Annotated in this window: 18 protein-coding genes and 3 tRNA genes; 13 read left to right on the top strand and 8 right to left on the bottom strand. The window is 72.4% G+C overall.

Annotated elements, in window-relative coordinates; genetic code table 11:
- Nucleotides 1-9: 9 nt before the first annotated feature.
- The 3 genes from CLT74_RS15640 to CLT74_RS15630 all read left to right on the top strand — a co-directional run bounded on the left by CLT74_RS15640 (nt 10) and on the right by CLT74_RS15630 (nt 552).
- Nucleotides 10-81, top strand: a tRNA-Gln gene (locus CLT74_RS15640).
- Between the two features lie 136 nt (nt 82-217).
- A tRNA-Glu gene (locus CLT74_RS15635) sits at nt 218-290 on the top strand.
- Nucleotides 291-476: 186 nt separating this feature from the next.
- Nucleotides 477-552, top strand: a tRNA-Glu gene (locus CLT74_RS15630).
- A gap of 180 nt (nt 553-732) precedes the next feature.
- Here CLT74_RS15630 and CLT74_RS15625 read toward each other — a convergent pair.
- Nucleotides 733-1,419, bottom strand: a complete 687-nt coding sequence (locus CLT74_RS15625; RefSeq protein WP_091084913.1) for an IclR family transcriptional regulator — start codon at nt 1,417-1,419, stop codon at nt 733-735.
- Nucleotides 1,420-1,468: 49 nt separating this feature from the next.
- Between CLT74_RS15625 and leuC the strand changes: the two genes are divergently transcribed.
- The 4 genes from leuC to CLT74_RS15605 all read left to right on the top strand — a co-directional run bounded on the left by leuC (nt 1,469) and on the right by CLT74_RS15605 (nt 6,351).
- The gene (gene leuC, locus CLT74_RS15620; RefSeq protein ID WP_099847200.1) at nt 1,469-2,914 is read left to right on the top strand and encodes a 3-isopropylmalate dehydratase large subunit; all 1,446 of its coding nucleotides are present in this window, start codon (nt 1,469-1,471) and stop codon (nt 2,912-2,914) included.
- Nucleotides 2,915-2,928: 14 nt separating this feature from the next.
- Nucleotides 2,929-3,516: a 3-isopropylmalate dehydratase small subunit gene (gene leuD, locus CLT74_RS15615; protein WP_099847199.1), complete on the top strand. Its 588-nt coding sequence runs from the start codon at nt 2,929-2,931 to the stop codon at nt 3,514-3,516.
- Nucleotides 3,517-3,689: 173 nt separating this feature from the next.
- A complete protein-coding gene (locus CLT74_RS15610; protein WP_099847198.1) occupies nt 3,690-4,295 on the top strand; it encodes an HU family DNA-binding protein in 606 nt (201 codons plus the stop codon).
- Between the two features lie 148 nt (nt 4,296-4,443).
- Nucleotides 4,444-6,351, top strand: a complete 1,908-nt coding sequence (locus CLT74_RS15605) for an endonuclease/exonuclease/phosphatase family protein (protein WP_099847197.1) — start codon at nt 4,444-4,446, stop codon at nt 6,349-6,351.
- Between the two features lie 132 nt (nt 6,352-6,483).
- Here CLT74_RS15605 and CLT74_RS15600 read toward each other — a convergent pair whose 3' ends face one another.
- Genes CLT74_RS15600 through cofC form a run of 5 tightly spaced genes read right to left on the bottom strand, consistent with a single transcriptional unit; the run spans nt 6,484 to nt 12,142 of the window.
- A complete protein-coding gene (locus tag CLT74_RS15600) occupies nt 6,484-7,362 on the bottom strand; it encodes an NUDIX hydrolase (protein WP_099847196.1) in 879 nt (292 codons plus the stop codon).
- Nucleotides 7,350-8,882, bottom strand: a complete 1,533-nt coding sequence (locus tag CLT74_RS15595) for a CYTH and CHAD domain-containing protein (RefSeq protein ID WP_099847195.1) — start codon at nt 8,880-8,882, stop codon at nt 7,350-7,352. Before CLT74_RS15595 ends, CLT74_RS15600 begins: the two co-directional genes overlap by 13 nt.
- Before the next feature lie 23 nt (nt 8,883-8,905).
- The gene (locus tag CLT74_RS15590) at nt 8,906-11,200 is read right to left on the bottom strand and encodes an RNA degradosome polyphosphate kinase (RefSeq protein WP_099847194.1); all 2,295 of its coding nucleotides are present in this window, start codon (nt 11,198-11,200) and stop codon (nt 8,906-8,908) included.
- Between the two features lie 53 nt (nt 11,201-11,253).
- The gene (locus tag CLT74_RS15585; RefSeq protein WP_099847193.1) at nt 11,254-11,451 is read right to left on the bottom strand and encodes a cold-shock protein; all 198 of its coding nucleotides are present in this window, start codon (nt 11,449-11,451) and stop codon (nt 11,254-11,256) included.
- Between the two features lie 49 nt (nt 11,452-11,500).
- The gene (cofC, locus tag CLT74_RS15580; RefSeq protein WP_099847192.1) at nt 11,501-12,142 is read right to left on the bottom strand and encodes a 2-phospho-L-lactate guanylyltransferase; all 642 of its coding nucleotides are present in this window, start codon (nt 12,140-12,142) and stop codon (nt 11,501-11,503) included.
- 129 nt (nt 12,143-12,271) lie between these two features.
- On the opposite strand from cofC, the gene CLT74_RS15575 reads away from it, so the two are divergent.
- The 5 genes from CLT74_RS15575 to CLT74_RS15555 are packed head-to-tail and all read left to right on the top strand — an operon-like array spanning nt 12,272 to nt 17,070.
- The gene (locus CLT74_RS15575; RefSeq protein WP_099847191.1) at nt 12,272-13,009 is read left to right on the top strand and encodes a lysophospholipid acyltransferase family protein; all 738 of its coding nucleotides are present in this window, start codon (nt 12,272-12,274) and stop codon (nt 13,007-13,009) included.
- On the top strand, nt 13,006-14,004 hold the full coding sequence (locus CLT74_RS15570; RefSeq protein ID WP_099847190.1) for an NAD(P)H-dependent glycerol-3-phosphate dehydrogenase: 999 nt from the start codon (nt 13,006-13,008) through the stop codon (nt 14,002-14,004). The genes CLT74_RS15575 and CLT74_RS15570 overlap by 4 nt, the downstream gene beginning before the upstream one ends.
- 8 nt (nt 14,005-14,012) lie before the next feature.
- Complete coding sequence (locus CLT74_RS15565; protein ID WP_099852078.1) at nt 14,013-15,164, top strand: cystathionine gamma-lyase; 1,152 nt, start codon at nt 14,013-14,015, stop codon at nt 15,162-15,164.
- Nucleotides 15,164-15,985 (top strand): putative protein N(5)-glutamine methyltransferase, encoded by an 822-nt coding sequence (locus CLT74_RS15560; RefSeq protein ID WP_099847189.1) that lies wholly within the window; start codon nt 15,164-15,166, stop codon nt 15,983-15,985. The genes CLT74_RS15565 and CLT74_RS15560 overlap by 1 nt, the downstream gene beginning before the upstream one ends.
- 38 nt (nt 15,986-16,023) lie before the next feature.
- Nucleotides 16,024-17,070 (top strand): ROK family protein, encoded by a 1,047-nt coding sequence (locus tag CLT74_RS15555; RefSeq protein WP_486582325.1) that lies wholly within the window; start codon nt 16,024-16,026, stop codon nt 17,068-17,070.
- Nucleotides 17,071-17,154: 84 nt separating this feature from the next.
- On the opposite strand, the gene CLT74_RS15550 is transcribed toward CLT74_RS15555, so the two are convergent.
- Nucleotides 17,155-17,355 carry a DUF397 domain-containing protein gene (locus CLT74_RS15550; RefSeq protein WP_099847188.1) on the bottom strand — a complete coding sequence of 67 codons (201 nt, stop codon included), beginning with the start codon at nt 17,353-17,355 and terminating at the stop codon, nt 17,155-17,157.
- A gap of 4 nt (nt 17,356-17,359) precedes the next feature.
- The gene (locus CLT74_RS15545) at nt 17,360-18,205 is read right to left on the bottom strand and encodes a Scr1 family TA system antitoxin-like transcriptional regulator (RefSeq protein WP_099847187.1); all 846 of its coding nucleotides are present in this window, start codon (nt 18,203-18,205) and stop codon (nt 17,360-17,362) included.
- A 275-nt stretch (nt 18,206-18,480) separates the two neighbouring features.
- On the opposite strand from CLT74_RS15545, the gene CLT74_RS15540 reads away from it, so the two are divergent.
- Nucleotides 18,481-18,717 carry a hypothetical protein gene (locus CLT74_RS15540; RefSeq protein ID WP_099852073.1) on the top strand — a complete coding sequence of 79 codons (237 nt, stop codon included), beginning with the start codon at nt 18,481-18,483 and terminating at the stop codon, nt 18,715-18,717.
- The last annotated feature ends 147 nt before the right edge of the window (nt 18,718-18,864 follow it).

The raw sequence follows: 18,864 nt of genomic DNA, 5'->3' as shown, positions 1-18,864 counted from the left end.
AGGGGCCAATGGGGTATGGGGTAATTGGCAGCCCGACTGATTCTGGTTCAGTTAGTCTAGGTTCGAGTCCTGGTACCCCAGCGCAGCCGAGATTCGTCACGAATCGAGGCCGCTGGATTCTGGTGGAGTTCGGCACCGATGCACCGTGAGGGGCTCGGTCGCGAGGTCTGGTAGAGTTCGGCGGCACCACCGTGAAGGTGGTGCCGCGATGTGTTCTGGCCCCGTCGTCTAGCGGCCCAGGACGCCGCCCTCTCAAGGCGGTAGCGCCGGTTCGAATCCGGTCGGGGCTACAGGTGTTCACGGCTCGTTCCGCTGCTGCGGAGCGGGCCGTTTCGCTTTCCCGGCCAACTGCCCGCGCCTACGACCGCTGATGCCCGTCGTGGAGATCAGCCCGGACCCCTGTGCGGCACGCGGCGACGGCGCCGCTAGACTACTGCCGCACCGCCCGCAAGGGCTGGTGAACCTGGAAAGTGCCTGGCCCCGTCGTCTAGCGGCCCAGGACGCCGCCCTCTCAAGGCGGTAGCGCCGGTTCGAATCCGGTCGGGGCTACCACCCACCGAAGCCCGTCTCGCCCGCCGAGACGGGCTTCTCCCATCTCCCCTCCGCCCACCCACCCCACCAGCTCCGTTGATCATGAAGTTGTTGTCCGGCCGACCGGCGGGTCGTGACAACAACTTCATGATCAACGGGGTGGAGCGGGGGTGTAGCGGGAGCGGGGTGGGGGTTGGTGGGTTAGAGGCCGGAGAGGCGTTGGCCGGCTCGGACGACGGCCATGGCGTGGCGTTCGCCGGGGCGGCGGCCCAGGCGTTCGATGGGGCCGGAGATGGAAATGGCGGCGATCACGCGGCCGGTGCGGTCGCGGATGGGCGCGGAGACGCTGGCCACACCAGCCTCGCGTTCGGCGACGCTCTGCGCCCAGCCCCGGCGGCGTACCTCGGCGAGGGTGCGGCCGGTGAACTTGGATCGGGGCAGCAGCGGCATCACCGCCTCGGGCGGCTCCCAGGCGAGCAGGATCTGCGCCGCCGATCCGGCCACCATCGGCAGCACCGACCCCACCGGGACGGTGTCCCGCAGGCCGCTGGCGCGTTCCGCGGCGGCCACGCAGATCCGTTCGTCCGCCCGGCGCAGGTAGAGCTGGGCGCTCTCGCCGGTGGCGTCCCGCAGGGCGGCCAGCAGTGGCTCGGCCGCGGTCAGCAGCACATCCGGCGCCGCGTTCGCCAGCTCACCCAGGCGCGGGCCGGGGCGCCAGCGGCCCTGGGTGTCCCGGACCAGCATCCGGTGGATCTCCAGCGCCTGTGCCAGCCGGTGCGCGGTGGCCCGGGGCAGCTTGGTGCGTTCAACGAGTTCGGCCAGGCTGGCGCCGTCGACACAGGCGGCCAGGATGACCACCGCCTTGTCGAGAACGCCGACACCGCTCATACTGTGTCCCACAAGCCGAAATTTACCTCCCAGAATTTAGGATGTCCAGATGGTGGGAGTCACTCCTGAGCCGAGGACCCTGGCCGAGAAGGTCTGGGACGCACACGTCGTCCGGTCCGCCGATGGTGAGCCCGATCTGCTCTTCATCGACCTGCACCTGCTGCACGAGGTGACCAGCCCGCAGGCGTTCGACGGTCTGCGCATGGCCGGCCGCCGGGTGCGGCGTACCGACCTCACGCTGGCGACCGAGGATCACAACACCCCGACCGGGTACGCCGATCCCTCGTTCCAGCAGCGCCGTGGCGACCTGCTCACCATCGCCGACCCCACCTCCCGCACCCAGATCGAGACGCTGCGCCGCAACTGCGCCGAGTTCGGTGTGAAGCTGCACCCGTTGGGTGACGAGAACCAGGGCATCGTGCACGTCATCGGCCCGCAGCTCGGCCTCACCCAGCCCGGCATGACGATCGTCTGTGGCGACTCGCACACGGCCACGCACGGCGCGTTCGGCGCGCTGGCGTTCGGCATCGGCACCAGCGAGGTCGAGCACGTGCTGGCCACCCAGACGCTGCCGCAGGCCCGGCCGAAGACGATGGCGGTCACCGTCAACGGCCGACTCGGCCCCGGCGTCACCGCGAAGGACCTGGTGCTCGCCCTGATCGCCAAGGTCGGCACCGGCGGTGGGCGCGGGCACATCGTCGAGTACCGGGGTGAGGCGATCCGGGCGCTGTCCATGGAAGGACGGATGACGATCGCCAACATGTCCATCGAGTGGGGGGCCAAGGCCGGCATGATCGCGCCGGACGAGACCACCTTCGCGTACCTGAAGGGGCGTCCCAACGCCCCCAGCGGCGCCGACTGGGACGCGGCGCTGGAGTACTGGCGGACGCTGCCCACCGACGAGGGCGCGAGCTTCGACTCCGAGGTGACGCTGGACGCCGCCGAGATCACTCCGTTCGTCACCTGGGGCACCAACCCCGGGCAGGGCGCCCCGCTGGCCTCGACCGTGCCGGACCCGGAGGAGTTCGTCACCGAGCCGGAGCGGGCCGCCGCCCGCCGGGCCCTGGCCTACATGGATCTCAGCCCCGGCACCGCGCTGCGTGACCTCGCCGTGGACGTGGTCTTCGTCGGCTCGTGCACCAACGGCCGCCTGGAGGACCTCCGCGCCGCCGCTGACGTGCTGCGCGGCCACCAGGTGGCCGAAGGGGTACGAATGCTCGTGGTGCCCGGATCGGCCGCGGTACGCGAGGCCGCCGAGGCGGAGGGCCTGGACAAGGTCTTCACCGACGCCGGAGCCGAGTGGCGCTTCGCCGGCTGCTCCATGTGCCTGGGCATGAACCCGGACACGCTCTCCCCGGGGCAGCGCGCCGCCTCGACCTCCAACCGGAACTTCGAGGGCCGCCAGGGCCGGGGTGGGCGTACCCACCTGGTCAGCCCGCCGGTGGCCGCCGCCACCGCCGTCGTCGGCCGGCTGGCCGCCCCCGCCGACCTGTAGAAGGGCTGCGACAGATGGACAAGTTCACCGTGCACACCGGCACCGCGCTGCCGCTGCGTCGGTCCGACGTGGACACCGACCAGATCATCCCCGCCGTGTACCTCAAGCGGGTGACCCGTACCGGATTCGCCGACGGGCTGTTCAGCGCGTGGCGCGAGGATCCGGGATTCGTGCTCAACGATCAAGCTTATTCGGGAGCGTCGATTCTGGTGGCCGGTCCCGAGTTCGGCACCGGGTCATCACGGGAGCACGCCGTGTGGGCGTTGCGCGACTACGGCTTCCGAGTGGTGATCTCGCCGCGCTTCGGGGACATCTTCCGCGGGAACGCACTCAAGGAAGGGCTGCTTCCGGTAGAGCTGGAATTGAAAGCTGTCGAAGAAATCTGGAGCATGGTCGAGGAGGATCCGACCACTCCGATCGTCGTCGACCTGACCGCACGCGAGGTGCGGGCCGGCACCGCCAGCTGGTCGTTCCCGCTCGATGATTTCAGCCGCTGGCGGCTGATGGAGGGCTTGGACGACATTGGACTCACCCTCCGACACGAGGACCGGATCAGCGCCTTCGAGGCGGGCCGACCGGCCTTCCTGCCCCGGGTCGCGTAGCCCGATCGCCCCGATCTCCAGCCGATTTCGCCCCCACCGGTGCCACCGGTGGGGGCGAATCCGTTACGACACAAGGGCTTTTTTCCGCCGAATGTTTGTGTCCCGCCAGCACAGGGCATACCGTGCGCGCAGAATGGCTCGCGTCGAGTCAGTTGCACAATCAGGAGGAAGTCGTGAACAAGGCCGAGCTCATCGAGGCGCTCGCCGTTCGCCTGGGGGACCGGAAAACGGCGACGGCCGCGCTCGACGCGGTCCTCGCTGAGGTCCAGGCGGCGGTCACCAAGGGCGAGAAGGTGGCGATCACCGGTTTCGGAGCGTTCGAGAAGCGTGTACGGGGCGCGCGAACAGCCCGCAACCCGCGTACGGGGGAGGCGGTGAAGGTCAAGAAGACCTCGGTGCCGACGTTCCGCCCCGGCGCCGGGTTCAAGGAGATGGTGGCCAGCGGCAAGGTGCCGAAGGCCACGGCTGCGGCGAAGAAGACCGCCGGGGCCACCGCCAAGACCACAGGTGCCAAGGCGACCGCGGCGAAGAAGACGACCGCGGCGAAGAGCACCGCAGCCAAGAAGACCACGGCGAGCAAGACCGCGGCGGCCAAGAAGACCACCGCGACCAAGACGACAGCCAAGGCCGCTCCGGCGAAGAAGACCGCCACGAAGAAGGCCGCCCCGGCGAAGAAGACCGCCGCGGCGACCAAGGCGACGGCGGCCCGGAAGACCGCGACGGCCAAGAAGGCTCCGGCGAAGAAGGCGCCGGCCAGGAAGGCTGCGGCCCGGCGCTGAGCCGGTCGTACGACGAGGGCGCCCGCCGACCGGCGGGCGCCCTCGCCATGTCCACCCGACAGTCCACCGCCTGGCGGACAGCCGTTGACCGGCACGGGACCCGGCCAGCAGAATCGCCGCACCACCCCTCGCCGGAAAGAGAACCGGGTTGAGTCAGCGTCGTCTCGGCACCGCCACCCTGGCCCTGGGGCTCGTCGTCCTGATCGACGTGCTGCGGGTCTTCCTACCGTCGGTCATCACCATCTTCGGGCAGGCCGCGTCGACCCCGGCCGAGCTGCTCGGCGCGTACGCGCTCGGTTGGTTCGTGCTGGCGCTCGCCGCGCCGCTCCTCGTCGCGCGGGTCGGTGCCGACCTCGTCGGTGTGGTCGCGGTGCTGCTGCTCGGCGCCGCCCGGCTCGCCCTCACCGCCGCGCCCGGTGGCCGGGCCCAACTGTGGCTGGCCAGCGCTGGTCTGCTCGCCGGTCTGGTCTGGCTGGCCGCCACCGCCGCCCGGGTCGCGCACCCGGTGCCCGGGCTGGTGCTGGGGCTGACCGCCAACGCGCTGGGACACGCCCTGCTCGGCACGTACGACCTGGTGTGGTGGGGGCGGTGGCCGGCGTGGGTGGCCAGCGTGGCGGTGGTGGCGGCACTACTGGCTGCCGAGACGGCGTTCGGTCGCCGCCGCGACACCACGCAGCGGGTCGACGGCGCCGCGCCGCCGGCCCGCCTCGGCTGGCTGCTCGTCGGGCCGGCGCTGCTGCTCGGCGGCATGGTGGCGCTGTCACCGGCGGTCGCGAGTGCCGCGATGTCCTACTGGTACGGCGAGGCGGGCACCGGCACGTCGCCGCCGTTCGCGTTGGCCCCACTGGGTGTCGCGGCGCCCCTGTTCCTGCTCGGCGCGCTGATCCCGCTCCGCCCGCGCTGGCGGGTGCTGCCGCCGGTGCTGCTGCTGGCCGGAGCCCTGCTGTTCGGGTACGGCCCGCCGCCACTGCTGAGCTTCGCCATGCTGCTCAGCGCGGCGGGGCTGGGCGGCTGCCTCGGTCTGGCCGCTGCTGCCCCGGCGCGGCAGGCCGTCCGCACCGGCCCGGCGTTCGCGGCGGTGGGCGGGATGCTCGGCTTCGCCGTCGCGGCGATGGTCTACTACGCCGCCTACGATCTGGGCTACCCCAACCAGTGGGTACCGGCCGTGGTGGCGGCGCTGACCGGGCTCGTCGCGATGCGTGGCGCGGCGGTCTCCGGTGGGCTCCGACCATCGGCGCCGGAATCCGCACCGGACCTGCCCCGGTGGCGGCTGGCGGCGCTGGCCGCGATCGTCGCCCTGGCCGCCGCCTGGCTGCACGGGCCGTGGCTGGTGTCGAGCAACCGGACCGGGCCGCCGGAGCGGGTGCGGCTGGTGGCGTACAACATCCGGATGGGATTCGGCCTCGACGGCCGCTTCGACCTCACCGCCCTGGAACGGGCGGTGGGCCGGGCCGACGTGGTGGTGCTCAGCGAGGTGGACCGGGGCTGGCTGCTCAACGGCGGCCACGACACACTGGGCCTGCTCGCCACGCGGCTGGGGATGCCCTACGTCTTCGCGCCGGCGGCCGACCCGCTGTGGGGGGACGCGGTGCTCAGCCGTTGGCCGGTGCAGCGGGCCCGGACCCGTCCGCTGCCCGCGGTGGGCGCGCCCACCGGGGCACAGGCGCTCGGCGTCACCGTCGACTTCGGTGCCGGCGTACGCCTGGCCGTGGTGAGTACCCACCTGCAACCGCCGCCGGGTGCGGACCCGGTGGTCCAGGCCCGCGCGGTCGCGGACTTCGCCACCGGGTACGCCGACGGCGCGCCGCTCGTGGTGGCCGGTGACTTCAACACCGAGCCCGGCGATCCGGCCTTCACGACCTTCACCAGCGCCGGTCTTGTCGACGCGCTCGCCCCCGCCCGTCCGCTGCCGACCAGCCCGGCGGACGATCCGCGCGAGCAGATCGACCACGTCTTCGTCTCACCCGACCTGGTCGCCACCGATCCGGTCGCGGTGCCGGGCATCGCCAGCGACCACCTGCCGGTCGCCGTCACCCTCACCCTGTCGGGTCTCTGAGGCGCTTGCCGGCCTGATCCGGTGAGCGGCCGGGTTCGGTGGCGACAAGCAGTGTTCGAGGGGTGCTCCTGCGCGTCCTGTCGAGCTGAACCGGCTGTGCTGTCGCCGCTGCGAGAGCTGGCCGGCAGCCGGTCAGAGACGGTCGGCGGCGACGAGACGGTCACCGGCGAAGGCGAGCAGCCAGCCAGCGCCCTTGTCGGTGGTGTAGTCACCGCACCGTCCGGCCAACCGCTCCAGCGCGCCCGGAATCACCTTGCCCTGGCTGCACACCGCCGCCGGTTCCCCGGCGGCGGCCAACGCGGCCAGGCGGGCGGCGGCGGCCAGCACACACTCGTCGGGCTGCTGACCGGCGCTCGGCTCGTCCAGGTCGCCGCAGACCTCGATCGGCAGGTCCAGCAACGCGGCGGCCGGATCGAGGGTCTGCACGCACCGACGCGCCGACGCGGAGAGCAGCCGCGTCGGGCGGATCAGCCCGATCAGCGGTGCCAATGCCGCTGCCTCGGACCAGCCCCGGGCGTCAAGCGGTCGCCCGGTGTCCGGGCCGGGCCAGGCCAGCCGTTTACCGGCGTGACCGTGCCGCACCAGCATCAGCGCCGCGGTGACCGGCGGCAGCGCCGCGAACGCGGCGAGCACCTCCACGTCGTGCGGATAGCTGACAAGCGTCATCGCCTCGTCGACGGCCAGCCAACGGATCGCGTCGACCTCGGTGTCCGGCTGGAACCCGCCGGTGCCCACCGCCCGCATCGACCAGTAGTCGACCACCTTGGGTCGACCTTCGCTGCGGTACCGCACCGACGGCAGCCGCAGCTGCGGTGCGGCCTGCGCGTCGGCCTCCTCGGCGACCTCCCGGGCGGCGGCGAGCAGCGGATGCTCGCCCGGCTCCAGCTTGCCCTTCGGCAGCGTCCAGTCCCCGTACCGGGGCCGGTGCACCAGGCACACCTCGACGTCGTCGACACCAGCCGGCCGCCACACCACGCCGCCGGCCGCCCGGATCTCGGTCACGGCAGCCACCGGGTCCGGCGTCGTCGACTGGCTCGCCGCCAGGCGTAGGGAAAGTCCGCCCGGGCCCGACGCACAGCCGCCCGCTCACGTTCCAGCAGCCGGCCGGCGGCCACCGCCAGGTGGTGGTCGTCGGGTCGGGCCTCGGCCACCGTCCGCCAGGTCTCGGCGGCCACCGCCGCGTCCTGGTGCTCGCCGAGCAGGTTCTGCACCTTCGCCAACGCCCGGGCCAGCTTCGCCGCGTCCCCACCGAGCACCGGGGCGACCGCGGTCACCGCCGATCGGGCCTGCTTGCCCTGCTTGCGTACGGTGTGCCACTGCTCGTCGGGACCGGCCGGGTGCAGCGTCGCGACGCCGCCCGGCTTCTTCGCCGTGCCGGCCAGCCGTCGCCACGGGCGGGCCACGAGACGCGGCAGCACCCGCCGGGCCGGTGCGTCCGCGCGGGGCGTGAGTCGCGGTGCGCGGGCCGCCAGTACCAGCGCGTCGACCAGGGCGAGATACCGAGGGGAGCGCAGTGCCTCGTCGACCCCGGACAGCGCCTCCTCCTGCCAACCGGCGAGGACGGCGTCCAGCCGGTCGACGGCCGCCGGATCCACCGGGCTGACCGGATCGGTGGCGGCAGTGCGCCGTAGGCGTTCCCGCAGCACCTCGGCGTCCCGGGCCGCCCCCAGGGCGTCCGCAAGCCACTTCAGCTCGGTCCGCAGCGGCCGGGACCACGCGGGGCGGACAAGTGGGCCGAAGGTCTTCAGATCGCTGCGCAACCGCCGGCAGGCCACCCGCATCTGGTGCACGGCGGTGTCGTCGTCGCCCACCGGTGCGCGCAGCCGGACCAGCGGATCGTGCGCCAACAGCCGACCCACCTCGCGGCGTACCGCCTCGGTGACCACCGCCGCGGCACTCGGGTCGGCCGGCAGGTCGTCCGGCGCGACCAGGTCCGGTTCGCCGGTGGCAGCCCGGCCGAGCGCGCGTACGTGCTTCGGGGTGAAGTCGCCACCCTGGGCGCCGGCGTCGCGCAGCAGCTCGGTGAGCCGGTCGAGCAGTGCGCCGTCACCGGCCTTGCGTTCCACCTCCACCTCGCGGAAGGCACTGGTGGCGGCGCCCTCCGCGTCGAGCACGGTGACCTGGTCGTCGACCACCTCGGCCAGCACCCGGCCGGCGGTGTCGACGATCTCCTGGGCGTGCCGGACGGTACGCACGACCGCCGCCGGAGCCAGCGCGGCACCACGGTGGAAGACGGTGACCAGCTCGACAAGCTCAGCAGGCATCGCGTCGGCGGTGCCGGCGCGGGAGATCTCGTTGCGGACGCCGGGGCTGCCGGTCGGCAACTTCACCGTCCACGGCACCTCGTCACCCTCGCGGTACCGCAGCGAGACCCCCGCCCGGGCCAGCCGCAGGTCCACCGTGTCGTGGTAGGTGGCGACCAGGGTCACCGGCGGCAGCGCCCGGACGCTCCCCGAGGCCGGCACGGCGGGGGAGAGGTCGGGCAGCAGCCACCCGGCCGGCACCGTGAACTTCCGTTCCTCCTCGACCATCTGCTCAGCCTATGCCCGTCCGCTCAACCGGCCGTGCTGCCGACGCGTCGCAGCAGCAGGTGCTGGAGATGGGTCAGCGGTGCCTCCGGCCGGCCGGTACGGCGGGTCCAGGTGCCGTCGCCGGCCAGCTCGAACGCGTCCACGTCCGGGCTCATCGCGGCACCGAGCACATGGTCCAGCTCGGCGCGGGCCACCGGGTCGGTCACCTGGACCAGTGCCTCCACCCGCCGGTCCAGGTTGCGGTGCATCAGGTCGGCGGAGCCGATCCAGAACTCCGCGTCGCCGTTGTTGCCGAAGCGGAAGACCCGGGAGTGTTCCAGGAACCGGCCGAGGATCGAGTGCACCCGGATGTTCTCCGACAGCCCGGGCACCCCTGGCCGGAGCGTGCACATCCCCCGGATGATCAGATCGACGTGTACGCCGGCCTGGGAGGCCCGGTACAGCGCGTCGGTGATCTCCTCGTCGACAAGCGAGTTCACCTTGAACTGGACGAGCCCCGGCATGCCCAGCCGGACGTGGTTGATCTCCCGTTCGACCCGTTCGATCAGACCGCTGCGGATGCCCTGCGGTGCCACCAGCAGCCGCCGGTACGCGGTCTGCCGGCTGTACCCGGTCAGCACGTTGAACAGGTCGGTCAGGTCGGCGCCGATCTCGGGGTCGGCGGTGAGCATGCCGAAGTCCTCGTAGAGCCGGGCGGTCTTCGGGTGGTAGTTGCCGGTGCCGATGTGGCAGTAGCGGCGGATCTGGTTGCCCTCCTGGCGTACCACCAGGGCGGTCTTGCAGTGGGTCTTGAGGCCGACCAGGCCGTAGACCACGTGGCAGCCGGCCCGTTCCAGGGTGCGGGCCCAGCCGATGTTCGCCACCTCGTCGAAGCGGGCCTTCAACTCGACGAGCACCACCACCTGCTTGCCGGCGGCGGCGGCGTCGACGAGCGCGTCCACGATCGGCGAGTCACCGCTGGTGCGGTAGAGCGTCTGCTTGATCGCCAGCACGTTCGGGTCGGCGGCGGCCTGCTCGATGAACCGCTGCACGCTTGTCGCGAAGGAGTGGTACGGGTGGTGCACCAGCACGTCGCCGTCGCGCAGGGTGGCGAAGACGCTGCGCGGCACCTCGCCCTCGGCGAGCCGGGGGTGGGTGGCCGGAACGAACGGCGGGTCCTTCAGATCGGGTCGGTCGGCCTCGCCGTAGAGCTGCCACAGCGCGGAGAGATCGAGCAGGCCACGGACCCGAAGCACGTCCTGGGTGTCCATGTCCAGTTCCCGGACGAGCAGTTCCAGCATGTGGTCGGAGATGGAGGCGGCCACCTCCAGCCGTACCGGCGGGCCGAAACGCCGACGGGCCAGTTCCCGTTCCAACGCCTGGAGCAGGTCCTCGTCCCGGTCCTCGTCGACCTCGACCTCGGCGTTGCGGGTGACCCGGAACAGATGGCACTCGACCACCTGCATGCCGGAGAAGAGCTGGCCGAGGTGAACCGAGATGAGGTCTTCGACGGGCAGCATCCGGACCCCGGGCTGGTCCCGGTCGACCCGGACGAACCGGGGCACGTTGTTGGGCACCTTGACCCGGGCGAACAGCTCCGGCCCGCCGTCCGGATCGCGCACCGCGACGGCCAGGTTCAGCGACCGGCCCGAGATGTACGGGAACGGGTGGGCCGGGTCGACAGCCAACGGAGTGAGCACCGGGAAGATCTTCTCGCGGAAGTAGGTGCGCAACCGTTCCCGCTCGGCGTCACCGAGATCGGACCAGCGCAGCACCCGGATGTCCTCGGCGGCGAGTTTCGGCAGCAGGTCGTCGACGTAGCAGGCGGCCTGCCGGGCCACCAGGGCGGCGGCCTTCTCCGAGATCAGCGCCAGCTGGGTGCGCAGCGGCAGTCCGTCGCCGCCCCGCACGGGTAGCCCGGCGGAGAGACGGCGTTGCAGCCCGGCCACCCGCACCATGTAGAACTCGTCGAGGTTGCTGGCGAAGATGGCCAGGAACTTGGCCCGTTCCAGCAGTGGGGTGCGTGGGTCCTCGGCCAGGGCGAGCACCCTGGCGTTGAAGTCGAGCCAGGACAGCTCCCGGTTGAGGAACCGGTCCTCCGGCAGCACGTGGACGGGCGCCGGTTCGTCGGCGGGCTGCGGCAGGCCCGGAGTCGAGACCGGGTCCAGCACCTCCTCCAGACCGGCGGAGGCGGTTGCCGCGTCGTTGTCCGGGACGTTGTCGGGGGCCGAGCTGCTGCTGCGGAACCGTCCGTCGGTCCCCCGGGGGCGACCTCCGTTGCGGCTGGTGGTGTCGTCGGTGGCGGCGGGGCTGGCGGGACGTTCGCGAGGGGTGCTCACCCGCCCATAATCACCCGAACTCGGTTAACGCAAAATGAACTTGCGGCGGGTTGTCAGGACATCGTCGGCAGCGTCACGCGTACGACGTCGCCGGAGGCGTCGGTCTCCACGCGTACCCGCTGGCCGAGACGGAGCAGACGCAACCCGGAGGCGTCGAACGCGCGGGCCGGGAAGGACAGCTCGGTGCCGTCGTCCAGCAGCAGCAGCCCGCTGCGGGTAGCCGCGTCGAAGGTCGCCACAGTGCCCTGCATGCCAGCACCGTACCGAACCCAACGGTGCGGTGCGTGAACGCCCACGCCGTCAGGTCGAGAAGGACTCGATGAGACAGCCGGTGGTGAGCGCCGTGGTGCGCGGGCCGAGTCCGAGCCGCGCCGCGGCGGCCAGGTCGTCGGGGGTGTCCACGTCGCGCCGCAGGCTGGGCCAGTCGCCGGTGAGCGGTTGGGCGCCGCTGGCCGCGTGCGCGGCGGCCGAGTCGGGTCCGAAGCGCGGGTCCAGGGGTACGCCCGGCGGGGCCGCCAGCAGCACCGTGCCGGTGCCCGGGGCGTCGGCCACGAACCGGCGTACCCCCGGTGGTCCGGTCAGTGCCGCGTGCAGGGCCCCCGCCAGTTCGGCCGGCCGCAGGGCGGGCAGGTCGGCGGTGAGCCCGGCCACCCAGCCGGCGACGTCCGCCGCGCCGTGCCGGAACGCGGCGTTGAGTCCGGTGTCCGCGACGTCCGGCAGGACCCGGGCACCCGCACACCGGGCCGTTTCGGCGACCCGGCCGTCGTCGGTGACCACCAGCACCTCGGCCACCCCCGGGCAGGCCCGCACCGCCGCCAGGGTGTCGGCGACGAGCGCCAGGGCCAGGTCCTGATGGGGTACGCCCGGCAGCCCGCCACGCAGCCGGGTCTTCGCGGCTGCCAGGCGCTTGACCGGCACCACCACCGTCCAGGGCTGCGTCACACCTGTCATCCTGCCAGCCGGACGGCGGTACCCTCACTGGCCGTACCCGGGGCGAGCAGGCATGATTTCGGCTGCGGACCTCACCGGGCTTCTCCGGTGGGCGGGTCGGGGCGGGTACGAGGAGGCACGGTGGGTCGGCGCAGGCTGGGGTTCTGGCAATGGTTCGCCGTGGTGCTGGTGAAGCCGGTGATGACCGTCTGGACCCGGCGGACCTGGCGGGGCCTGGAGCACCTGGGCCAGGACGGTCCGGTGATCATCGTGCCGAATCACATCTCGCACGCCGATCCGCTGGTCTCCGCGCACTTCGTCTACGACGCCGGGCGGTGGCCGCAGTTCCTCGGCAAGGCGAGCGTGTTCAAGGTTCCGGTGATCGGCTGGATCCTGCACCGGTGCCGGCAGATCCCGGTCGAGCGGGGCTCGGTCGACGCGGTGAAGTCGCTGGACGCCCTGGTCCGGGCGCTCGACGAGGGTGGCGCCGTGATCATCTACCCGGAGGGGACCACCAGCCGGGAGCCCGACCTGTGGCCGATGAAGGGTAAGACCGGCGCGGCCCGGCTGGCGCTGGCCACCGGTGCTCCGGTGGTGCCGCTGGCGATGTGGGGACCGCAGCGGATCTTCGACCCGCGTCGTGCACGGATCAACCTGCGGCCCCGGATCCCGGTGACCGTGGTGGCGGGGCCGCCGATCGACCTGAGTCGCTGGGCCGGTGCCGCTCCGAGCCGTCAGGTGCTGGAGGAGATGACCGACGTGATCATGCTGCGGCTGCGGGACATGCTCGCCGACATAAGGGGCGGGACACCACCGCCGCTCTGGCAGCGCACCACCCGCCCGCAGCCCGACCGCCAGCATCCGGAGGCGGCGGCGTGACCGGACAGGTAGCGGTGCTGGGAGCGGGGTCGTGGGGTACGGCGTTCGCGAAGATCCTCGCCGACGCGGGCCGGGACGTGACGCTCTGGGCACGGCGACAGCCGATCGCCGACGCGATCCGCGCCGAACGGCGTAATCCGGAGTACCTGCCCGGCGTGGTCCTGCCGGAGCGGGTCACCGGCACCGGCGATCCGGTCGAGGCGATCAAGGGTGCCGAGATGGTGGTGCTGGCGGTGCCGTCGCAGACCCTGCGCGGCAACCTCGCCGAGTGGGTGGAGCACCTGCATCCCGAGGCGACCCTGGTGTCGCTGATGAAGGGCATCGAACTCGGCACCACCAAGCGGATGAGCGAGGTGATCGTCGAGACCGCCAAGGTCGCGGCGGACCGGGTGGTGGTGGTCTCCGGGCCCAACCTGGCACCGGAGATCGCCGCGGGGCAGCCCGCGGCCACCGTGGTCGCCTGCACCGACTCCGACCGGGCGACGCTGGTGCAGCGGTCGATCACCACGCCCTACTTCCGCCCGTACACGAACGACGACGTGATCGGCTGCGAGTTGGGCGGGGCGGTCAAGAACGTGATCGCGTTGGCGTACGGGATCGCCACCGCGATGGGCTTCGGCCACAACACCCGGGCGATGCTTGTCACCCGTGGGCTGGCCGAGACCGCCCGGCTCGGGGTGGCCCTCGGCGCGGACCCGCTCACCTTCGCCGGGCTGGCCGGGATGGGTGACCTGGTCGCGTCCTGCTCGTCGCCGTCGGCGCGTAACCGTACGTTCGGTGAGCACCTCGGTCGGGGTGCGACCCTGGAGGAGGCGCGGGTGGCCACCCGGCAGACCGCCGAGGGGGTCAAGAGCGCGCTGGCGATCCGGGACCTGGCCCGGGCGCACGGGGTGGAGATGCCGATCACCGAGCAGGTCGAGCTGGTCTGCCACGAGGGGGTGGACCCTCGCCTGGCGGTCCAGGCCCTGATGAGCCGCACCACGAAGCCGGAGTGAGCAGCACCATGAGCGAGCGTGAGTTCAGCTCTCCCGAGCCGCACGGCCAGCCGTCGCCCGGGGACGGCACCCGGTGCGTGCACGCGGGTCTGCCCGAACCCGCCCCCGGCACACCGTTCCTGCCCGGGCCGGTGTTCGCCGCGCCGTACCATCTCGACCCCTGGCAGGGGCCGGCGGCGGCTCCGAACGGGTACGGGCGTCCGGACAACCCGACCCGCCGGCTGCTGGAGACGGCGGTCGGCGAGTTGGAGGGCGGCGACTGCCGGGTCTTCGCCAGCGGGCAGGCGGCGATAACCGGGCTGCTGCTGGCGGTGCTCCGGGCCGGTGACACGGTGGTCCTCCCCGCCGACGGGTACTTCCCGGTGCGCGCCTTCGCCACCGACACCCTCGCCGGCAACGGCGTACGGGTGCTGTTCGCGCCGACCGTCGGGCCGTACCCGGAGTTCGACGGGGTACGGCTGGTGCTTGTGGAGACGCCGGCGAACCCGGGGCTCGACGTGGTGGACCTGCCGGCGCTGGCCGAGCGGTCGCACGCCGCCGGCGCCCTGCTCGCCGTGGACAACACCACCGCCACCCCGCTCGGGCAGCGTCCGCTGGACCTCGGCGCGGACGTGGTGGTGGCCTCCGGCACCAAGGCGCTGACCGGGCATTCCGACCTGCTGCTCGGCTACCTCGCCACCCGGTCGCCGGAGCTGCTGTCGACGGTCACCGCGTGGCGTACCGCGACGGGTGCCGTGCCGGGCGCGTTCGACGCCTGGCTGGCCCATCGGTCGCTGGCCACCCTCGACCTGCGCCTGGCCCGGCAGACGGCGAACGCGGCGGCGCTGGCCCACCTGCTGGCCGGCCGCGCCGACGTCGCCGGGCTGCGCTGGCCCGGCCTGCCGGACGACCCGGCGCATCCGGTCGCGGTGCGACAGCTACGGCGGATGCCGGGCCTGCTCTCGTTCGATCTCGGCAGCGCCGAACGGGTCGCCCGCTTCCTCGACGGGGCCCGGCTGGTCGCCGCGGCGACCTCCTTCGGTGGTCTGCACACGACCGCGGACCGGCGGGCGCAGTGGGGCGACGACACCGCGCCCGGTTTCGTCCGGCTCTCCTGCGGGGTCGAGGACACCGCCGACCTGGTCGCTGACGTGTCGGCCGCGCTGGACGCCGCCGCCTGATGGGACCGCCGGTCTCCCCGGTCGGGTACGACGCACTTGTCGCCCGGTTGCGGCGAGCCGGCTGCGTCTGGGCCGAGGACGAGGCCCGCCTGCTCCTGGCGGCGGGTGGCGGTCCGGAGACGCTCGCGGAACGTGCCGAGCGGCGGGTCGCCGGTGAGCCGCTGGAGTACCTGCTGGGTTGGGCTGAGTTCTGCGGCGAGCGGATCGACGTGGAGCCCGGCGTCTTCGTGCCCCGGGCGCGTACCGCCCTGCTGGTCTCGGCGGCCGTCCGGGTGACCGGACCGGCGGCGACAGTGGTAGAGCTCTGCTGTGGTTCGGGCGCGATCAGCCGGGTGCTGGCGCGTCGGCTCACCGCCCCCCGGCTGCTGGCCGCTGTCGACGTGGACCCGGCGGCGGTGGCCTGTGCCCGCCGGAACCTCGGCGCCGTGGGGGTGCCGGTTTTCGCCGGGGATCTCTTCGATCCGCTGCCGGCCGCCTGGCGTGGCCGGCTCGACCTGGTGGTGGCGAACGCCCCGTACGTGCCGACGGCGGCGATGGCCCTGCTACCGCCGGAGGCGCGCGGCTACGAGTCCGCTGCGGCGCTCGACGGCGGGCCGGACGGGCTGGCCGTGCTGCGTCGCCTGGCCGCTGCCGCGCCGAACTGGCTCGCGCCGGGAGGGCACCTGGTGGTGGAGGTCGGTCGGGCGCAGGTCGAGCAGTTCCACCTGGTGCTGACCGAGGCGGGACTGGTGCCGTCGGTGGTGCGCGACGACGCCTCCGACGCGACCGCGATGATGGGCCGGTGCCCGGACGACGTGGCGGGCCGGCGGTACGAGAACTAGCCTCACGTCAGGTCGTGACGGCGGGAGGCGGAGCTCGGGTGGACAGCGCAACGGTGGTCGTCGGGATCGACAACGGTGGTACGACCAACAACACCACGGTGCTCACGCTCGACGGGCGGTTCCTGGTCGACCGCATGGTGGAGACGCCGAGTCGGGTGCAGGACGGTCCGCAGGCGGCGGTGGCGGCGATGGCGGACGCCTTCGACGACGTGCTGGCCCGCACCGGGGTGCCACGCGAACGGGTGGGTGCGGTCGGGCTGGACACCCCCGGTCCGGCGAGTGCGAGCGGAGTCATCTCGTCGAAGGGCTCCACGAACTTCTCCCAGCCGGCCTGGCGCGGCTACGACGTGCGGGGCGCCCTCGAACGTCGGTTGGGGCTGCCGGTGGTCTACCACAACGATGGCAACGCCGCGGCGCTCTACGCCCATCACATCCACTTCGGGTCCGAGGCGATGCGACGCTCGTCGGTGTCGGCGGTCGTCGGCACCGGACTCGGCGGTGGTCTGGTCGAGAACGGCCGGGTGATCTCCGGCGCGGCGGGCATGGCCGGTGAGCTGGGGCATGTGCAGATTCCGATGACCACCGTGCTGGCCCCGGGGCAGCCGATGCCGACCTGCGCCTGCGGTTTCGCCGGTGACGTCGAGAGTGTCGTGTCGTTGACCGCGATCGAGCACAACCTGTTGCCGTACTGGCTGACCCGCTTCCCGGGGCATCCGCTGGCCGGTGAGTCGCCGGCGCGGGCGGCCAAGCTGGTGCGCGGCTACGGCGAGCGGGGCGACGAACTCGCCCGGGAGATCTTCGCCCAGCAGGCGAGGGCGCTCGGCGCCCTGTTCACCATCGCGGCGAACTTCACCGATCCGCACGCGTACTTCGTGGGCGGTGGGGTGGTGGAGGCGGACCCGGAGTTCCGCGACTGGTTCCTGGCCGCCGTGCGGGAGCACACCATGCTCCGCGTGGAGCAGGCCGCCCTGGCCACCTTCGCGCTGGTGCCGGATCGTGACATGGCCGGCGCGCGAGGGGTGGCGCTGGCCGCGCTGGAGGCGCTGCGGACGCGCCCCGCGCCGCCGCCGCTGGTCGGCGACTGAGACGACGGCAACGGAGGGGCTGACCGGGCCGGCGGTGCCCTTACCGGCCCGGTCAGCGGCACTGGGGTGCGGTTCCTCCGTGGCTCAGCGGGTCGGCGGAGCCTGGGCGAAGGCGGTCCACGCCGACGGCGGGAAGGTCAGCAGCGGACCGTGCGGGTCCTTGGAGTCGCGTACGGCGACAGTGCCGGGGACGACCGCCACCTCGACGCAGGCTCCTTCGTCGCCGCTGTGGCTGCTCTTGCGCCACCCGGCCACGACCACCACCGCGTTTGTCGTCGGTGCCATCGAATTACCGTCCCTTCAGGAGTGTGAAGATTGCCTCGCGGCTGGCCGTCGGGCTGAGTGCGACGGTGCGCAGGTGCTCCATGATCTTGGTGCAGGTACGCAGGTCACCGGGACGGTCCAGGATCATCTGCCCGGCGACGGTCTCCACGGAGGCGATGATCGGGTCCTCCGGGTCGGCGAACTCCAGGATGTGCAGTGAGCCCCGGGTGCCCCGGTGGTAGCCGGCGGCCAACGGGATCACCTGGACCGTGATGTTCGGCAGCTCGCTCATCTTGAGCAGGTGGCTGAGCTGGCCCTGCTGTGCGGAGTGGTCACCCACCGGGCGGAGCAGCGCGGCCTCGTCGAGGATCGCGTCGAATATCGGCGGGTCCTCCTCGAAGACCCGCTGCTGCCGGTCCAGTCGCATGCGTACCCGTTCCTCGACGTCGTTGTCGCTGAGGGTGTGCGGCCCGCCGCGCATCACGCCACGGATGTAGTCGGCCGTCTGCAACAGCCCGGGCACCACCGACGGCTCGAAGTTCGCGATGGCGATGGCCTCGGCCTCCAGCGCGATGAAGTCGATGGTGCGCCGGTCGAGCAGGTACGAGTACGACACCCACCAGCCCGGCTTGCGCGCGTCCTTGGCCAGCTCGACGGCGGCTGCGACCTCGTCCGCGCCGACGCCGTAGAGGGTGAGCAGCGCGCGCACGGTCGCCGGGCTGACCAGGGTCTTCGCGTTCTCGTAGCGGGAGAGCGTGCTGCGGGTGCTGTTGATCTCGTCGGCCGCGGCCTCCAGGGTGAGGCCGGCGGCCTCCCGATGGTGGCGCAAGGCGATGCCCAACCGGCGGGCGCGTGCGGTCTTCGGAGCCATGTATAGATGGTCGCACGTATTTGGGAACCTGTACATGAGAGAACGCCGGTGAGAGTTGCATTCATGCCCATGAAGCTGTCAATCTGTTAGCGCGTCCTCACCGCCGGTTGTCGTGGCGACGGTGGTGGTGAGCGACCGGAGGGGATGGGGCGCGCGGCGGTCGGGTTTTCCCCCGTACCCGACCGCCGCGTGCCGCGCCAGTGGGTCGGCCACCGGAAGGGAATCGACGTGCGGACTGGTCAGCGGTTTTTCGGCGAGCGCCGGTGCGGCCGGCGATGACACGATTCCTGGTGGTGCTGACCGACGTCCGCCCGTACGAGGTGGACGGTCGCAACGAGCGGCTGGCGCCCGAGCGCCGTCGCCAGGTGGTCGGTGCGAGCAGCCGCGAGGCGGCCGAACGGATCGCCGGGGCCTTCATGGCGCTGGGCATGGTGCGGGCCGGCCGGCAACGGGTCAAGGTGCTCGCCATCGGTCGGCGGCACGCGTACGGCGAGCGGGAGCTGGCGGGCTGACCGCCGCGTGCTGACCGATTACGTTCCGTATATCATGCGTTGACCGTTTGCGGCGGTCAGGCGTTGCCGCAGGGTATCGGCTACCCGTGCCCGCCACGCACAGTAAGGTCATCGGGAGAGCGCCAGCAGTGCTTCCGAAAGGTGACC

Source organism: Verrucosispora sp. CNZ293 (assembly GCF_002754655.1).
This window is presented reverse-complemented; position numbering and strand designations above follow the sequence as displayed.